The 17,186-nt window shown below is 58.2% G+C and carries 17 protein-coding genes; 2 read left to right on the top strand and 15 right to left on the bottom strand.

Annotated elements, in window-relative coordinates:
• Positions 1 to 227: 227 nt before the first annotated feature.
• Entirely contained in the window at positions 228 to 488 is a 261-nt protein-coding gene (locus tag NKH73_RS31575; protein ID WP_352939180.1) for a hypothetical protein, read from the top strand.
• A gap of 221 nt (positions 489 to 709) precedes the next feature.
• Here NKH73_RS31575 and NKH73_RS31570 read toward each other — a convergent pair whose 3' ends face one another.
• The 13 genes from NKH73_RS31570 to NKH73_RS31510 all read right to left on the bottom strand — a co-directional run bounded on the left by NKH73_RS31570 (position 710) and on the right by NKH73_RS31510 (position 12,402).
• Positions 710 to 943: an EscF/YscF/HrpA family type III secretion system needle major subunit gene (locus tag NKH73_RS31570; RefSeq protein WP_352633228.1), complete on the bottom strand. Its 234-nt coding sequence runs from the start codon at positions 941 to 943 to the stop codon at positions 710 to 712.
• Positions 944 to 945: 2 nt separating this feature from the next.
• Positions 946 to 1,200, bottom strand: a complete 255-nt coding sequence (locus NKH73_RS31565; protein ID WP_352939177.1) for an EscE/YscE/SsaE family type III secretion system needle protein co-chaperone — start codon at positions 1,198 to 1,200, stop codon at positions 946 to 948.
• Entirely contained in the window at positions 1,197 to 2,552 is a 1,356-nt protein-coding gene (locus NKH73_RS31560; protein WP_352939174.1) for an FHA domain-containing protein, read from the bottom strand. Before NKH73_RS31560 ends, NKH73_RS31565 begins: the two co-directional genes overlap by 4 nt.
• A complete protein-coding gene (gene sctV / locus NKH73_RS31555; protein ID WP_352939171.1) occupies positions 2,549 to 4,645 on the bottom strand; it encodes a type III secretion system export apparatus subunit SctV in 2,097 nt (698 codons plus the stop codon). Before sctV ends, NKH73_RS31560 begins: the two co-directional genes overlap by 4 nt.
• Position 4,646: 1 nt before the next feature.
• Entirely contained in the window at positions 4,647 to 5,018 is a 372-nt protein-coding gene (locus NKH73_RS31550) for a hypothetical protein (RefSeq protein WP_352939168.1), read from the bottom strand.
• A 5-nt stretch (positions 5,019 to 5,023) separates the two neighbouring features.
• On the bottom strand, positions 5,024 to 5,452 hold the full coding sequence (gene sctX, locus NKH73_RS31545) for a type III secretion apparatus assembly protein SctX (protein WP_352633223.1): 429 nt from the start codon (positions 5,450 to 5,452) through the stop codon (positions 5,024 to 5,026).
• An 88-nt stretch (positions 5,453 to 5,540) separates the two neighbouring features.
• Positions 5,541 to 6,110, bottom strand: coding sequence for a TyeA family type III secretion system gatekeeper subunit (locus NKH73_RS31540; RefSeq protein ID WP_352939163.1), 570 nt, complete (start codon positions 6,108 to 6,110; stop codon positions 5,541 to 5,543).
• Between the two features lie 774 nt (positions 6,111 to 6,884).
• Positions 6,885 to 7,664, bottom strand: a complete 780-nt coding sequence (locus NKH73_RS31535) for an EscU/YscU/HrcU family type III secretion system export apparatus switch protein (protein WP_352657454.1) — start codon at positions 7,662 to 7,664, stop codon at positions 6,885 to 6,887.
• Positions 7,661 to 8,542 (bottom strand): type III secretion system export apparatus subunit SctT, encoded by an 882-nt coding sequence (gene sctT / locus NKH73_RS31530; protein WP_352799116.1) that lies wholly within the window; start codon positions 8,540 to 8,542, stop codon positions 7,661 to 7,663. The genes NKH73_RS31535 and sctT overlap by 4 nt, the downstream gene beginning before the upstream one ends.
• Before the next feature lie 15 nt (positions 8,543 to 8,557).
• On the bottom strand, positions 8,558 to 8,821 hold the full coding sequence (gene sctS, locus NKH73_RS31525) for a type III secretion system export apparatus subunit SctS (RefSeq protein WP_352633219.1): 264 nt from the start codon (positions 8,819 to 8,821) through the stop codon (positions 8,558 to 8,560).
• Positions 8,821 to 9,483: a type III secretion system export apparatus subunit SctR gene (gene sctR, locus NKH73_RS31520; RefSeq protein WP_352939160.1), complete on the bottom strand. Its 663-nt coding sequence runs from the start codon at positions 9,481 to 9,483 to the stop codon at positions 8,821 to 8,823. Before sctR ends, sctS begins: the two co-directional genes overlap by 1 nt.
• On the bottom strand, positions 9,480 to 10,469 hold the full coding sequence (gene sctQ / locus NKH73_RS31515) for a type III secretion system cytoplasmic ring protein SctQ (protein ID WP_352939157.1): 990 nt from the start codon (positions 10,467 to 10,469) through the stop codon (positions 9,480 to 9,482). Before sctQ ends, sctR begins: the two co-directional genes overlap by 4 nt.
• A 985-nt stretch (positions 10,470 to 11,454) precedes the next feature.
• Complete coding sequence (locus NKH73_RS31510; RefSeq protein WP_352657468.1) at positions 11,455 to 12,402, bottom strand: LysR substrate-binding domain-containing protein; 948 nt, start codon at positions 12,400 to 12,402, stop codon at positions 11,455 to 11,457.
• A 1,938-nt stretch (positions 12,403 to 14,340) separates the two neighbouring features.
• Here NKH73_RS31510 and NKH73_RS31500 point away from each other — a divergent pair.
• Positions 14,341 to 15,714, top strand: a complete 1,374-nt coding sequence (locus NKH73_RS31500) for a hypothetical protein (protein ID WP_352939206.1) — start codon at positions 14,341 to 14,343, stop codon at positions 15,712 to 15,714.
• Positions 15,715 to 16,400: 686 nt separating this feature from the next.
• On the opposite strand, the gene NKH73_RS31495 is transcribed toward NKH73_RS31500, so the two are convergent.
• Positions 16,401 to 16,769 carry an isopentenyl transferase family protein gene (locus NKH73_RS31495; protein ID WP_352939203.1) on the bottom strand — a complete coding sequence of 123 codons (369 nt, stop codon included), beginning with the start codon at positions 16,767 to 16,769 and terminating at the stop codon, positions 16,401 to 16,403.
• Between the two features lie 85 nt (positions 16,770 to 16,854).
• On the bottom strand, positions 16,855 to 16,980 hold the full coding sequence (locus tag NKH73_RS31490; RefSeq protein WP_352633213.1) for a hypothetical protein: 126 nt from the start codon (positions 16,978 to 16,980) through the stop codon (positions 16,855 to 16,857).
• Between the last annotated feature and the right edge of the window lie 206 nt (positions 16,981 to 17,186).

Below are 17,186 nucleotides of genomic sequence, written 5' to 3'. Positions count from 1 at the left end.
GCTGTAGCCCGAGAACATGGAGTTTAGCATGTCCACTAGTTAGACAGCGAGAATTTCGAACTGCTGAACAACCCACGGCCTGGATAGTGGGTGTACCCCGCCTGTCGTTTGCGCATCAAGTGGATCATCTTGATGAGCCAGCACATCGGCATTAATTGAGGAGCGGTGAGGTGTGCAGTCCGGCAAATAACCACCGGGGCGGCTTTTCGACGTTAACAGGCGGTCCGTTGACGGGCTACCTTGGCGCCAGTGCAGTGAAGGTGTCCGAACACGGCAGCATACGGCCGGCACTTTCAGCGCCGATCCTGGCGCAGATTGCCGGGTGGGTTCAATCGTTCGTCGCAACACCTTTAATCTGGGATGATGAGGAGGTGTGTGATGATGACGTCACGGATCTGGTTTACTTCAGCGCAGAAGGCCGAACTATGGGAGCGCTGGAAGCAAGGTCAGAGCATTTCGTCGATCTCTCGGGCACTGGACTCGCGTAGGCCTCGGGTCAAGGCCGCGGGCGCGGCCGGAGTGTCGTATCCGCCTGCATTTGCTGCCCGCGATTGACGCGTTGTGAAAGCGCATGCACGAGCCGTCACCCGCAATCGCTCCCGACCCTCGCTGAGGCAATCCTGCGCTCCATGCATAGGGGTGCACAGCGCTGCCAAAACAGCATGCCGGCTCGCATCAGAAATGAACTGCTGGTATCTAGCAAAAATCTTCAGCTGATTTTCTGGGACACCCCCTTCAGGGCGTCATAAATCAACTTTATCATGCCGGACTCCAAATTTAGACTGAGGCTCCATTGCTGACTGATAGATTGAAGTTTAATAAGATCGGACGCGTTGCTGGGGTCCATGGAATTCAAGAAGCTGTTAAGATTTCTTTCTGCTGCAGCAGTGGCGCTTCCAAGGCTTCTGCTTAGATTAGGGCTGTGGCCGTGGTTGATTTCCATCTCTATCTCCAAGTTAGCGACATTTGTGTATCGGGATAGCTTCCTATGGTCGCGTTGATCACCTCTTTCGCCGCATCTATCGCGTCCACAATGGCTGCCAAGACTTCGAATTCCTGCCTTAAAACGCCACCATCCATTTCACGCTTCAACGATTGCCGGCATGTATCGAATTCCCTCTCCAGGGCAGATCTCCTTGCACCGTCGAAATCACTTAGCAGCTGCCTTTGCAGCTCAAACTGGGCCATGATTTCGCTCATCCTTTCTCCTCCGCTATCCAACTGGGCGTGCTCTGATAAGGAACATGCACCTCATCCGCGCCGAGGCGCACAAAAACTCCGTCTCCATCGATGGCAACGATCTGGCCCAAGGTCTCGAGACGGTCGCCCACCTTCAGGCGCATTCCATTCTCAAGGACGATGAACGGGATTCGGCCGAGGTGTATACCTCTCAGCGCCGGCAATATGACCGGCGTGAACTGCGTCTCAAGCTGGATGTAGGGCGCGAACTTCTGCTGAAAGCGGGAAGCGACGTTCTCCCAGGCTTCAAAAGCAATCGCAGTCAGAGCGCCCGAAACGAGCAGGCCATCGGACTTCGTCAAGATGTGAGTGGAGCGACGGAGTTGGGCCGTCATGGCCGTCTCTAGAAAAGCGCGAGCGCATTCGGGTGTCACGATGGCGTTTTCAACTTTTCTTAGGCCTGGAATATCCTGCCGTAGGCGATGAAGCGCCGCCTCGACCTTCGCATCGCTGGGTCCATATCCTGTGATCGTGATGTGCCCGGTGCCGATCACCCGAACGCCACCTTCGATCCCGAAGCCGCGTATGACCGTCGTTACGAGATCGATGAGCTGCGAATCCGACACAGTGGCCGGTCGTTTCGATAACACTTCCGCTTCAACGCCGGCGTTGCTCAGGGCGGCCCTCAGCTTAGCATCGTCTCCAGGTCGTAGGTCTCCTGCGGTGTTGTCGTTGCGCGCGACGTCTAATTCGGGACTGATATCCGGCGCTGTCCTCATCGGGTCAGCGTCCGCCGCCGCTTTCAGGGCGGAGGGGGGACCTCGTCCTATTGCCGTCCAAACCCCGACGACCGGCGGAATCAGGAGAGCGCAAGCCACCGCGCCGAGCCGTAGTCGCCGCGTCCCCGAGCCCCTCATGAGATGTATCTGCCGGCCGTGCAGAGCCGCCGACGCCAGTTCGGGGCGGGCGGAACGATGCGTCGATCCAACCGGCTCCCTGCTTCGCACCAAGGGGTCGATCTCGGGAAAGCTGCTCCGGGCCGGGCCGATCGCAAAGATCGTCCGACCAACCTGCACTGGCGTCAGCGGTCCGAGCACTGTCCAGTCGTCTGTTGGGAGATCTTTGGCGCCGATGCGTACGCCCGGTGCGAGGGCAATAATATCGATGCGTCCCGCCTCGATGCCAATGCGAAGATGTGTGGCGGCCAGCTCTGGGTCGGCGAAGGTGAGGTCATCGGTATCACTTGCACCGATCGACCAGACTCCCTCCTCCAGTGACGTCTCTGCATCCCGGTTGGGACCGGACAGCACGCGCAAGATCAGCTGGGCATCATCGCCAGTGCCAGTAACGCTTTCCACATTCGGCTCACTCACGGCAGCGATATCCTTGCCAGCGGCTGTACCGAGATGTCGGGAGTAAGCTCCTGATAGGAGAGCACGGGTAGCGCACGAAGATCGACTTCGATGATCTTGCGCAAGTATCGCCGGATATCGATTGTAGTCAGCAGAACGGGCTGGTGTGACTGCTGGCCAACATTGCCCACCGCCTCCCGCACCTTATCAATGATTTGCCGTGTTGTGCCAGGGTCGAGGGCGAGATAACTGCCAGCGGACGTCTGCCGAATGGCATTACGCACCGTGTCTTCCACCTCCGGCGAAAGAATGTAAGCTGGCAACAGGTTCCTGCCGACCGAATGCCGGAAACAGATTTGCCTTTTCAGTGCACAGCGCACATGCTCAGTGAGCAGAACGGTGTCTTTTTCCTTCTGCCCCCATTCGACCAGTGCGGTGGCGATAGTGCGCATGTTGCGCAGCGAGACCTCCTCGGACACCAGTCGCTTCAAGATCTCAGAAATCGTCTGCAGGGGAACTGTCCGCAGCACCTCTTTTGCGAGTTCCGGGAAAGATGCCTCCACGTTGTTCAGCAGAATTTTCGTTTCCTGGATTCCGATAAACTCGTCCGCTTGCCGGCGCAGGACATAACCAATGTGGTAGCTGATTATCTGAACCGGTTCCAAAAATGGGATACCGGCGGCTTGCAACGACTGGCGATGTGCGACGTCGACCCAGGTGGCCTCGATTTGAGGCAGGGAGGGCTTACCGGGAAGATACGGAATACCCACCATGTCGAGGTTCTCGGGGAGATCACGAGCCAGCAGGTGCTGCGCTGGTAAGGATCCTTCACCACATGGAATCTCGTTGACCATGATAGTGTACGTGCCATCTTTGTTGTTGTCGTTGACACGCAGATTAATGGCGGGAAAGGGAACACCGAGATCGAGAAGCAGCGCATGTCGCACAGCGGCCAATTCCTTGTTAAGCGAGTCCGGCCGGATGATGCCCTGAACGTCACGACCAATGTCGACCATCACCGGGATCGTGAGCGTGATGGCATCCCCGCCTCCGCCGCCAGGTTCAGCCGGCCCGTCCGACGCCGTCTCAAGCGCTCTCATGCCGCCGATCGAGTAGGAACTCACCGACGGCGCAGAAGGCGCACGACTGCGCTGCAACAACCAGCCGCCGCCTCCAGACAATACTGCCAAGATGACGAAAATCATCGAAGGAAAACCAGGTACCAGCGAGAACAGGAGTAGGCTAAAGGATCCTACGATCAGCGCACGTGGCTGGGCAGTTACCTCATCTCCAATTTCGGTGCCGAGATCTGAGCCCTTGTCCTTGTCGCCCACCCTCGTGACGATGAAGCCTGCCGAGATTGAGGTGAAGAGAGCCGGGATCTGACTGACAAGGCCATCCCCGATGGTCAGGATCGTGTAAATCTCAAGGGCTTTGTGTAAGCCCATGCCCTTTTGCAGTGTACCGATTGCGAGGCCGCCCAAGATGTTGACGACGATGCTGATCAAGCCTGCGATTGCGTCGCCTTTGACGAACTTCATGGCACCGTCCATGGCCGCGTACAACTGGCATTCGCGCTCGACGGCGGTGCGGCGTCGACGTGCTTCTTGGATATCGATACCGCCCGCTCGCAGATCGCCGTCAATGCTCATTTGCTTGCCCGGCATCGCATCGAGCGAAAAGCGTGCAGCGACTTCAGCCACGCGCTCGGACCCTTTCGTGATGACCACAAACTGCACGATTGTGATGATCAAGAAGGTAACCGCACCCACCACGAGATTCCCAGCCACTACGAAATCGCCGAAAGTCTTGATGATCCGGCCGGCCTCCGTGTGCAGTAAGATCATGCGTGTCGCAGCGATGCCGAGCGACAACCGAAAGAGCGTTGTCAGCAAAAGCACCGACGGAAATGAGAGGAACGCGAGGGGTGACTTGATATAGACTGCGACCATCAGCAGGAGCGCGGAGATTCCAAGGTTGACAGCCTGCAGCACATCCATCAGAACCGGCGGCAGGGGAATAATCATCATGAAGATGATCCCAATTAACAGCCCCGCCAGAATGATATCGTTCCGGCCAGTCGCAACAGCCAGGACTCCGTTGAGAAATTTCACACTACCTCCCCCACGACGCACCCGGCGCGGCCGCCTCTGTCAGCAGTATTGCGACCATTTGCTGACAGGCTCTCGCCTCGGACCTGAGGCCGAGTTTCCAACAGGCCTTGGCCCGCACCTGCATCACCCGGAATCGGTCCTTGCCATCCAGTGCATGGACAAGAAGCCGGCCCGCCTCAACAGCGGCTTCTTCGCAGTGCCCCGCTCGCAGCAACGCCAGACAGCGTGCCTGTCGTGCCCAACCCGGTCCAGAGTCAAGATGGTCGAGGGCGAGCAGAAGCTTGGCTGCATTGTGAAAGTAGCCAAACTTGAGGTAGAGATACGCAAGGGCCGATACAGCATCGCGCTTGTCGGAACTGAGGAGAGGCTTCATCAGCATTATCCTCGCATCAGAGCGCGGCAGGCGCTCTCGAAAAGAACACGGTCGGCTAGCTCCTGATCAAGTACCGAGAGCGCGTCGCGGTACACCGCGCAATCTGAGTCCTGCGCCTGTGCTGCGAGATCGCCCAGCGATGCATGTGCGGCCTTGAGGGTCGTGGCGTATGTCGGCGAGTCGAGGACTCCGGGATTTGCGATCGGGGGGGCGAAGGCTGCCATCATCAGGTCGTCGACCGTGGGGGCGTCGTATAGCAGATCGAATTGTGAAGCCGGCCGAGTGTCGACCACGGGTTTGCGAACAGCTTCCAGCAGCGCCACAAGTTCGGTTTGGATCAGGCCGCCAAAGTCGAGGCGCGTTGGGCGCAGTTCCGCCGACCTACGCGCAGTCGAAGTTGAATAATTCAGGTTATCAAAGTTGATTTTATTCATGGTTCACTGCGCTGTGGCATCAACAGCCTTGATGGGAACATCCTTGTTAAGACCAATCCGAGCAAAAAAGCGTGAATAGCGCCTTCGCTCATGCACTCTCTTCCTGTTCAATGCGGAGGTCCATTGCCGCCTCTACTGCCCGCAATGTCTTTTTTCGGGCTTCCATGTCGCGGTAGACCCCGACCGGAATCATCGCGAGAAGATTTCGGGATTCGCGCAGCACGGCGATGTGCAGATCCAATTGAACGGAAGAGATTCCAAACCTTTCCGGAATGGGAATGATCTTGGATGGACTAGGAACGGCATCTTCGACGAGCGGCAACAACTGCTGCATCACGCCGGTAGCGGTGATGTCGATCATACTTCGACGCTGTATCCGATCGACCATCTTTTCGCAGAACTCGTGCACGGTATCGAGCACCCGCAACGCCGACAATCCGCCGAGGATCTCACGCAGCCGGGCAGGCTCGACCGACGGACCAGCCGAAGCGATGTCCTGGCCGAGCGTACGTGTAAGAAAGGCGATATGCCGTGCAAAGCCCTCGACGCCAAACTTATTGAGGATCTCCCTATAAAGCCGAAGCGGTCCTGGGCCGCTGGAGAGCGTGGCCCGATAGAAATCATGCAGCTCTGCACCGACGCTCTGATCACCCGCCACTTGCGCTCTTCCTTTGCCTGCACAGCTTCAGTGCGCCATGAGTCCACGGGCACCGGGACAGGCTCGAATCGCCACCCGATCAGAATGGCTCGAAGCGGCGATTTCGGATCATGAATCGCCCTGGCTCGGTGCGCTCTGGCGACGGATCGCTTTAGCGGCTGGCCAATCCCTGTCCTTCTGGATCCCAGCGGCAATTCACTGTCCCACCCTTTGGGAGCAGACTTGCCATCCTTTCTGAGTGGTGCAAGGCTGCGTGGATCCACATGTTCCCATCAACTCGTTTCGGTGCTTGCTCCCATGGCAGTTACATCTGGGGAACACACCATCGAGCCGAACGGCCCGATTGGCTGGTGCGCAAGACAAACCGCCACAACAGTAGTATGATGTCATTCCACGGGCGACAAATATAAGCTCGTTATGTCTGCATATTCACAAAATATGAGCCGCCCGACGGAGCCACCAGCAGCAGCCGAAAGCTTTTGTTTTTCACCTTGAACAGAGATTTACGCGACCGATGGCCGGCTTTGGTTGCGCTTACCAAGCGCTCGGAGAAGCCCCGCGAATTTGCGTAAAACTGATGGAATAGACTCGTCTGGTCGTTGTCCGTCCTTTAGCAGCTGGCGCGCCATCGGAATGTTTCGCACGACCGGCACAGAGGTAGCCACAGCGCAGGCTTATGCCGCGGCGCGAGATCGGTACATTGCACCGATCAGAGGCAAGGGTGCGTGCCGCCGGTCGTAATAAAAACCACGGCAACATGCGTCGGATTGGTGATCAAGACGGCCGCCCTGCGCGCTTGGCCGAAATACCTTTTGCAAGCAACTCCACATGTAGTTGTTTGCGTTTTGCCATGGCCAAGGGATTGCCGACAGTCTCTTTGTATTCCCGCTTCACTTCATCCTTCGACATCATGTTTTTCTTGGTGAATTGCCAGCGCTCGAATGCGAAGTGTGCAATTGCCACCGTGAGAAAACTCAATGCGGTATAGATTGCGATACCGAGAAGCAGGTTACCTGTCACCGCCCTCAGGCAGGAGATTCCGCAACTCGGCGTCCAGACGAGTGCATGCATACCTTCTCGCAAAACAAGCAGCAGAACAGAGCCGAGTATCAGAATCTTTCCAATCGACTTGACCACTTCGATGAAGCTCGCCAGCGAAACGATCCTCCTGATGTTCTCACTGGGACTGAGCCTCTTCAGCGTCGGCGCGGCCGCCTTGGGCGCGAACATCGGGCCATTCTGTAGGGCGTTGGCGCCTACGCCGATCACCAGAACGATGCCGATGAAGGGCGCGAGCAAAAATTGTAGTTCGGCAACATAGGACCGCAGAAGCTTGTGAGTGACGCTCAGGAGGTCACCCTCGAGAAGCGGTATAGGCAATAGGATCATTGCCTCGAGCCGGTCTATCATGCCAGACAAGGAGGCAAAGAACAGGGTGAAGAATGCGATGGTCAGCGCCGCGGATACGACTTCATTGCTCCGAGGCACCTGTCCCTTCCTGCGCAGGGCGCGAAGCCTTTTGGGAGTAGGCTTTTCCGTCTTTTGGCCGTTCATGGCAACCATTTCGCGACGAGGTTGAATACCGCGAACTGTGATGGCACGTATTGATCCGCCTCGGCCAGAACGATTGTGAGCGAAAGGATCAAGAGCAGGAGGGCCACCGCACTCTTAACCGACATGGCGATAAAGAAGACCTGCAGTTGTGGTGCGAAGCGGCCGATCAGTGCCAGACCGATTTCGCTGAGGAACATGGCAACGATGGCTGGACCGGCGAGAAGTAAAGTCAGTAGCATGACAACATCTGCGAGATGCAGAACCCCCGTAGCAAATGCCGGACCGAATGCAGGCAGCAAGCTCCACAAAGGCCAGACGTCGTGGGAGCGATAGAGCGTATTGATCAATTCGGAGAAGCCCCCGGTGACAAACAGCGAGGTGACGAAGAGCTGCGCCAGCAGCGTTCCAAGCGGCGAGACCTGATTGCCGCTGGCCGGATTCAAGAGGCTGACCATCGCGGCGCCCCTCTGGTTGTCAACGAAGGTGCCCGCCGCCTCAACACCCCAGACAGTCGCGGCAATCGGCATACCGAGCACGATCCCGAGTAAGAGTTCCTTCAGCCCCAAGCCAAGGAACATCTGCAGATGCCAAATCTCGAGGTTCGCGGGCCTGGTTGCCCAAGCATGCGCCATCACCGGGAGGCTCAATGCCATGATTACGCCGTTCCGCGCCAGTCCGGTTACAATGCCACGCCCCAAAAAGGGTATAATCAGCATCATGCCCGCAGTACGCGTGGATGCGAGTGCAAAGACGACAACGGCAGTATGCAAGAGAGATGGATCAATTGCGACATGGGGCGGATCAGATAAGTTGATCGAGAGCGACTCGTTGGAATGGCCCTCATAGTCACCGCGCGAGATAACAGACCGATTGAGCATCTCCCACCTTTGCACTTACATCGCTGCTATCTTGTCGAAGATGTTCAGCGTATACTGATACAACTCCCCACTGATCCAGCTCCCAGTTGCCAGCAGAACCAGGCTTACGCATATCAGTTTCACCGCGAACGGAAGCGTCTGCTCATGAATTTGGGTTAGCGCCTGCACCACGCTGACAACCAGCCCGACCGCTGTAGCGACGACGATCATGGGCATCGATAGAATCAGAGTCAGTTTCAGCGCGTCGATGGTAATGTTGGCGAGAGTGGCGGTACTCATCACGATGGTCCCGCATAGGACAGTACCAGGCCGTGGATCAGGCGCTGCCATCCGTTCACAGCGACGAACAAGAACAGCTTGAACGGCAGAGAGATTGTCATTGGTGAAACCATCATCATTCCCATTGTCAGAAGAATATTCGATATGACCAGGTCTATGACGATGAAAGGCAGGAATAGTAGGAAACCTATCTTAAACGCATCCGCCAACTCGGATGTGATGAATGCCGGGATCAAAATCATAAAATCGCTATCAGTAACCGCGGCGGCGTCCGCTTCGCGCCATAGTTCACGGGTGGCCTGGGCGAAGAATTGTCGTTCCTGTCGCGACGTGTTCTTCAGGAGAAAGTCGCGAAATGGCTCTATAACTAGCGGTATCGTTTCGCCGAGCCCCCGGAGATCTTCGAACGTGATCTCTTTGTTGCGCACTGCTTCGTATGCGTTTTGGGCCGCTGGCTGCATGATATAAACGGAGAGCAGGATGGCGACCGCATTCAGTGCCATATTCGGCGGGATGTTCTGAATGCCGAGAGCATTGCGGATCAGGCCGAACACGACCACCAGTTTGACATACGACGTGACGGTAATCGCAAGGAATGGGACGACTGCGAGCGCCCCGGTCAAGACGATCAAGACAACGGGATCAGGCAACCCGGTGTTCATGGCTCGCCGCGTTGTAGGCGCATGTCTAAGACACGCACACCGGTTCGATCGGCGATGCGCACCAACTCGCCCGCAGCGACCACCCTGCCATTAACTCGCAAAGTGATATTGCTCGTTGCGTCGAAACCAAGATCCAGTACTTGGCCCACAGCGAGTTCACGAAGCTGCTTGAATGACATGGTCAGGCGTCCAACATCCACATCGACCGGTAGGTCGATGCTGTCGAAGGTTTCCGGAGGGAGAGGCTCTGGTTTTTCCATCATGTGGTCCACTGCTGAAAGGACTGCGAGGCGGCCGTCCATGATCGAGGCCCGAAATCGTGAATTGCCCGATAGGCACAGCAGTACGGTCATCGCGCCGTTACGAGCGACCGGTGAGGTGTCGAGCAGGATGATGTCACTCGGCGCGAGTGCTTGTAGTTCCGCCAAGGCAAGGGTCACGCGAGCGACCCTCAGATCGAGAGAGAAGGCCAGATCGTCGAGCACTGTGCACACGACCGGCAGCGCATCGCAGCAGCAGTCGGCGATCCAATCGAGCCCGCCGGCACCGAATTCTACGAGCCCGAGGAGTTTGTTTGGCCCCTCCAAGCGAACAAGCCTAATTGCGTAGGGAAGCACTCCGCTGATCTCGGACGACGACCAGATGGGCCGCTCACCGCACCATCGTTCCACCTGAACCGCTATATCGCGCAGGACGGTGTCAAACAGAATTTCCCGCAAGCTGTCATCCAGTGGCAGCGACGTGATGTCTGGCCAATGTCTCACCGCTTTGGACGGAAGGAGCGTCGGGTCGATCGAGATGCGGAAATCATGGCCATTCAGGCGCAACATAAACCGACGGCAATCCATCGGAACACGCGGTGGTGTCGAATCCGGCATGACGGCTGCCACGTCGATGCCGATGAGGCTGAAAGCAGCCGGCAAGCGAGCTGCGAGAAGCGAAATGGCGGCGGCCTCTCGCGAACTATAGCAAGGCAGATCGATCACGTGCCTTCTCGGCTATTCATTCACGAGGCGGGTAAGCTGCCCAATGACGCGATCGGTTTGGGCAGGCTGTTGATGCAAATCATCGGGTTCCAATGAATCCTTCTCGTCACGGCAACGGATGTCCCGAATGATTGCACTTGCGGGAAGGCCATCCGCTCAATCGTTGAGCTGTCGTTTACATCCAATCGACCCAACGCGGGCCAGACGCAAATACCGTGTCGATATTGGATCATCCGCCATTCTTATGAATGAGCTCTGACGTACATTCACCCTCATGGTCTTGATAGGCAGTGGCGACTCAGAATCAAAGGCGTAACGTGCAGCAAGGTCAAGGTTGGCGGGGCACGCGCTGATCAGGATCCCAGACGCAACAAACGCGGGCCATCGCAGCCTGAAGCCCGCCTGCAGCCGCTTGTTGATGCTTTTCGGCCAGCCGAGAAAGCATGACCTCACAGTTCATTGGTGATCGACTAGCCTTGCGGGTCGACACATGATCAACGTACATTTCGCAAGCGTCGCAAAAACCCGCTCCGAACGCTGGCGCTGAATAGCTCGGTGGAAAGGGCCGGCCAGGTCCTACGAACCCGGAGCTCAAGCTTGCCGATACGGCTGAGAGGGGGGCCGTAATAGCCCGTCCGATCGCCAAAGTGTCTCCGGTGTAGGCTCCCCCTTAGAACACCCAGCACCTCGTCCATCTGGGCTTGAGAACCTCCTCCATCACCGCACCGATCACGCAGACCGGGGTTCGAACGCAGGTTCGAAAGCAGGATGTCTTGGAGGGCAGCGCTGCCGGTCTTACTTTCAGCATTTGGTCGGGTGGCGATGTCTGGGGCAATCAGGTGAAATGAACATCATCAACCGCCATGTGCGCCATGCGCAGAAAATTGCAACCGGAAGCGCTCGCAGGGCATCAGCTGAAACCAGCTCAGTGGGTCTGTAGCGAAATCGCTCGGTCGCCAAAGAGATGTCGTCCAAAGACAGGCCCCTACTCGCCTCTGGACAATGATTGAATTGGAACGCGCTCCCATTCGAAGGGCCGCGCTTCGCTAAGATGCTTTTCTATCTGCGTGACGAGCAGGGCACTTGCCGCCTCAGCGGCGGAGGTGAGCGGCATGTTGGCGGATGAGATGAGGCATGCCGTCAGATGTATCGGCGGATCGATGACCGCGGGCCTCAGAGCTTCGTGGCCTGGAATATCCGAGAAATCCCCCTTGGGAACGATCGCGCTTGCTACGCCGGCTTTGACTAAGGAGAGCACGCTGTAGAGTGTATCAACCTCAGCCACGCAGTTGGGTAGCACGCCGGCCACTCCAAATGCCCGGTCCAGTGCGTCACGCATCATATGCGGCCGTGCCGGCAGCACGAGAGGAAGTGCCGCCAGCTCCTCGAGGGACACGCAAGGCGCGACGTCTTCTGTGTTGGCAGGCTGGACAAGATAGAGGCGCTGGCGGAACAGCGGTTTGCGGGAAACGCCGAGGGTAGGTGTATCCTCGAAGACCATGCAAACGTCGAGCGAGTGCGATTCAACGAGCGACCTAATGCGGAGAAAATCCCCAGTGACCAAGCGCAGGGTCACTTTGGGGAGTGCCGTCCTGCAGGCGCCCACCAAGGTGGCAGCGAGGGAGACGGCGAGCGTCGAAGACATGCCGACCCCGACCGAACCTTCTGGCTCTCCCTCCGCGGAGCGAATGATGCCGCGCAGTTGCTCTATCCGCTCCAAGATGGAGACGGCCTCCCGGTAGAAGGCCTTGCCCGCACGGGTCGGGCAAACGCCCCGTGCGCTGCGATGCAACAGGGTGGCGCCGAGCCTGGCTTCAAGCCCAGCGATCTGTTGGCTGAGGGCCGGCTGCGCCACATGGATAGTGGCCGCTGCCCGGCAGAAGCTCCCAGCATCAACGATGCTCACGAAATAGCGGAGGTGGCGTAGCTGCATGGGATAGTCTTGGCAGGGGTGAAGAGAATTAGAATACGGCTGTATCCGCTCATGGCTGCGGCAGCAGCGCCCCTGCTTTTAGCCGAGAGTGACCCCATTCCGCACTGGCTGGCGACCACCACATTTTGCACACACTGCGGCGTTCCAGCGATACATCAGTTCCCGCACTATAGTCCACGGTTGTCCCTCGCTTAATGCTTGGGGCCGGTACAACCCGTCCCTGTTTCAACATATCATTTTCCCGGCAACCGCCACCTTGCTGACGACCAGAGGAGCACTTAATCGCGCCTGTCTTCCGAAATTCACCAGGGAGCCAAGCGGATAGTCGCAAGGAGCATTCACTCACGATCCCATATTGTGAACTCGCCCTCCGGCACCCAATCTTTTCATGCTGCGACAAAGCACAGCAAGATCGACAAAGCACAGCAAGATTCAGACCAGTTTGCGCAACCGAATATACAGGTCGCTTTGGTGGGCATTGGTTCCGTTTGCAACAGATTGGGGGGTTGTTGACATTCGGCATGCCACTTTCGAACGAAGCGGAAAGATCGATATATCGAAGCGGGCAAGCAATCGCGGAGCCCGCAACTTACCTTGCCGGATCGTTGCAGCGAGCATTACCGACACAGCGTTCGACTTCGATTAAGGCGTCATCCCACCAGGGCAGGCGAACTCGCCGAGGTCGCCGGGCAGAAGGAGCGGAACCTTGGCCCGCGCGAAAGACGCTCTGACGCCAGTTCTTTCGTGACGACCGCAGACCGATCTGCGCTGCGATCTAGAGGGTCTGGCCGCTGATCGAAGAGCTTTATGTGCCGGTTTGCAAGCTCGTCGCGCACATGCCGGATCGGGCGCAGAGCGATGAGATGGGTCTCCTGCACAGGAAATCGTCAACCGACTGGAAACTCAACGATGGATACCACATACAATCGATCCAGAATCCCAGCAATTTCAACCAGGCTCCAAACGGCGCGGGGCAACGCCGCAGGCAGAAGCTCCGCCGTGGCCAGTGCCGACATCCACGCCGCTGACTAAGCAGGTAAAGTCTCCATCCCCTCGACATAAGCGCTCGGATCAATGTCGATCGTTTGAAGCGGTACGTCTTTTGCATGAAACCATTTTGACGATGAAGACGGTCCGAGACATCGAACTGATGCCTCCCACAAACCACAGGAGCGCCCCGACGAGCCATGATGCTGAACATCTCCCAGGTCCGTACTGCTGGTGACTCGGAATTTCCAAATGCTGGTTGTTTCTAGCGGTTTGACATTCGCCACCATTGGTGCCGCCGATGTTGGTCAAGTCGTTGGAGGGCCGCCTGGAACTGGCGGCTTTCATCCGGATCTCCTTTGACAGGGCAGCTCACCGCATGGTCGATAACCGAAAGCAACTTGTCGGATCGAGCAATTCGCGGGCTCAACCTCGTCAAGCCAGCGACGCTCTAGGAACTGCCCGATCCTTGAGGATTCCGCTGCGCGATAATCACGATGATCTCATTCAGTTGGTAGCAATAGGAGGTGAATCATGAGGGGCATTGAGGAGCGTGGCAAGGCGCCCATCTCGGCATTCAACCCCGTCGAGCGTGATATCAGGGACAATTCTCTCATCGGACCGCCGGCTGGCGTTGAAGGACCCGGTCAATCATCCTGTTCTGTGGTGGAGCAGACGCGCTCTGAGCCTCAAGATCAAGCGTTTCGTCCTCTGAGCAGCCAGCACACCAGCAGTATCCTTGATCTGCCGCCGGAGATTCTCGGTGAGATTGCTCAGCGGCTCAGCCCGATCGGTCTGCTGAGCATGTCACAAACAAATCAACAGCTGCGTGTGGCAGCCATGATAGTCGCGGCGCCTCAAGAAACGCGTCAACGGGCTATCCAGGTTCAGGCGATCTGGAGCAGGCTGACGCAACCCCAACCCGGCGCCCCGCTGCTGATGCAGCCCGGCGTGATGGAATCACTCGCGCGCAACTTCAATTGCCTCACCAGAGTGCAGCTGGAGCACCTCGTCGCGCTAGTCGAAACGGTTGACCAGTCGAAACGCGGCTCGGTCCTCCGAGCCCTCGGCAAGGGCACAGGAGGGCTTGCGCCCGAGCTCCAGCAGCGCGTGGTGGCGCTTGCCGAGGGACTGCTTCACCCCTGCATTCGTGCCTCGGTCCTATCGGGCTTCGGAGCGTGTGTGGCAAGGCTTGCGCCCGAGCTCCAGCAGCGTCTCGTCGCCCTGGCCGAGGGAGTTGGGCCCTTGTATAGCTACTTGGCGCTGCAGGGCCTCGGAACAAGCGTGGCAGAGCTTGCGCCGGAGCTCCAGCAACGTCTCGTCGCCCTCGCCGAGGGGGTCCCGCCCAAGGACCGTGCTTCGGCCTTGAGGGGCCTCGGAGCGGGTCTGGCAGGCCTTGCCCCCAAGCTCCAGCAGCGTCTCGTGGTCCTGGCAGAAGGACTTGGCGACCATGATAGTCGCGGCTCGGCGTTGAGGGGCATCGGATCGGGTGTAGCAGGACTTGTCCCCGAGCTCCAGGAGCGTCTCGTCCTCCTCGCCGAAGGGCTTGCGCCCTGGCCTCGGTCCAAGGCCCTGGAGGGCCTCGGAGCAGGTGTGGCTGGGCTTGCCCCCGAGCTTCAGCGCCGTCTCGTCGTTCTCGCCGAGGGGCTTGACCAGCCCGGGGACCGCGCTTCGGCCTTGAGGGGCCTCGGAGCGGGCGTGGCAGGCCTTGCCCCCGAGCTCCAGCAGCGTCTCGTCCTTCTCGCCGAAGGGCTTGAGCCTTGGTCTCGGTCCAAATCCCTGGAGGGCTTCGCAAAGGCGGTGGCAGGGCTTGCCCCCGAGCTCCAGCAGCGTCTCGTCGTCCTCGTCGAAGCACCTGACGACCCTGGACGTCGCGCCGCGGGCCTATTGGGCTTCGGACCGGGCTTGACAGCGCTTGCACCTGAGCTTCAGCAGCGTCTCCTCGTCCTGGCCGAAGGGCTCGGTCCGTCCCAGCATCGCGCTTCGGCCTTGACTGGCCTCGGAGCGGGTGTGGCAGGGCTTGCACCCGAGCTCCAACAGCGTCTTGTCGTCCTCGCGGAGGGGCTCGCCCGGCCTACAGATCGCATCACGGCGCTATGGGCCCTCGGAGCGGGCATCGCAGGGCTTGCCCCCGAGCTCCAGCAGCGTCTTGTCGCCCTCGCCGAGGTTTTCAACCTGCCCATAGAACGCGTCTCGGCTCTCCGAGCCCTTGGAGCAGGCATGGCGGGGCTTGCGCCCGAGCTACATTGGCGCATCGCTGCCATGGCCGACGGCCTTCACCAGGGGGTGCATCGGGCTCGCGCCTTCGCAGCGATATTGCCTTAAGAGGTGAGATAATCCGAAAGTAGGTCCTACGGACGTCTTCAACGGAGGGTGAAATGAGCCGGAGCCGATAGCAGGGGATGACCTGTCGGCGACAATCTGGGTTCTCATGATATTTTGTGCGTGTTGACGTTGCCACTGCGATCAAGTCCGGATTGAAGTTCATGGCCCACTCAGAGGACGGCATTACGTGATTCGCAGCTGCTATTGGAGCATGAGGCTGGGTTCTCGGTCGCGGATCTGTGAGGCAAGCACGGGTAAGCGACGGCTCGACCCACCATTGGGAAGGCCGGCTTCGGCGGCACGGAGGTGTCTCTGGCAACGCATCTGAAGAGCCTGAAGGACGAGAACGGCGGCTGAAGCGGCTCCCGGGCGGACGCCATGCTCGACAAGGCGCCCGTTGCAGGCTTAATACCCCGTCGTGCGCATCAGTCATAGCAGCGCCAGGACAGCGTCGCCCTCGCGATGTCCAGTCAAGATTCGCACACCGCCGCAAATCTTGCGGCCCACGCCGAAAGCGTACCGCGCCATCACTTGCCATCGCATTCCAATCCCATGCCCGAATGAGCGGTTCAGTCATGTGGCCTCCTCCGTATCCACCGTAGCAAAAGCAATGCTTCCGCTGCCACACGGCTTATGTCGCCCAGCACCAGTCTTAGTCTTGCTCCCGCAGACACTTAACATAATTATCAGGAGCTACCGTCCCAGCACCGCAGCGAGTTAGGGAGGCTCCCACTAAGCTGCCATTCTGAAAAATCGCCTTCTTGCCAACGTTGTTGGAGCTCTTCGCGAAGGCGCGGCATTTCGCTGATGGTCAGGCTGTGCTCTCTCGCAAAACGAATGGCGCAACGATATCCGTCAAAGTATTCTAACGTGGGACGGACTGCATCGTCATTCCAGTGAGCCACAAGTTCCTGTAGCGATGAAGGTCGTCCTTGTCTTGGGACAAACATGTCTGTGACCCGATGCTTTGCTCTCTCTACAAAGGCGTCGGAGTTGCCGAGCCGCAACCGCCTTACATGCCACTGAAAGCGCCAGCCCGATGCTGACTCGCGCATGTGAATTGAGAAGGGAGACGAGCTGGCTTCGAGTGAGCCCTGGCTGAGATCTAAGCTCATCCACGTGCATGATCAGCTTACGCAGTCACGGCGTGGATGTGCCCGCGGTTAGGGGGCGTATCCAAGTAAACCCGCTGGGTAGATTGCAATTCGGGATCCCAGGCACCCCCGCTGCCCATAGCGTTTGAGAACAGCATTGTACACGATCCAACGCAATGACCGGCCGTCCGGTCTCTCGTGCAATTTAAATTGAAACGTCTGTCTTGCCGCTGCAGGTCGGCCCGTAAATCAAATGGATTAGCATGTGTTTACCGCTAGAAGCCCTAGTTTTGCGAACTAACTGCCGACAACACACTGGATAGGCTGTTCTCGTCGTTCGGTCCAGTTCACCAACGCCTATGTCGACATTTTACGGCG

It is taken from the genome of Mesorhizobium sp. M0938 (assembly GCF_040319125.1).
Taxonomy (GTDB): Bacteria; Pseudomonadota; Alphaproteobacteria; order Rhizobiales; family Rhizobiaceae; genus Mesorhizobium; species Mesorhizobium robiniae.
Note: the sequence above shows the minus strand (reverse complement) of the source record. Positions and strands in the feature narration are given on the sequence as shown.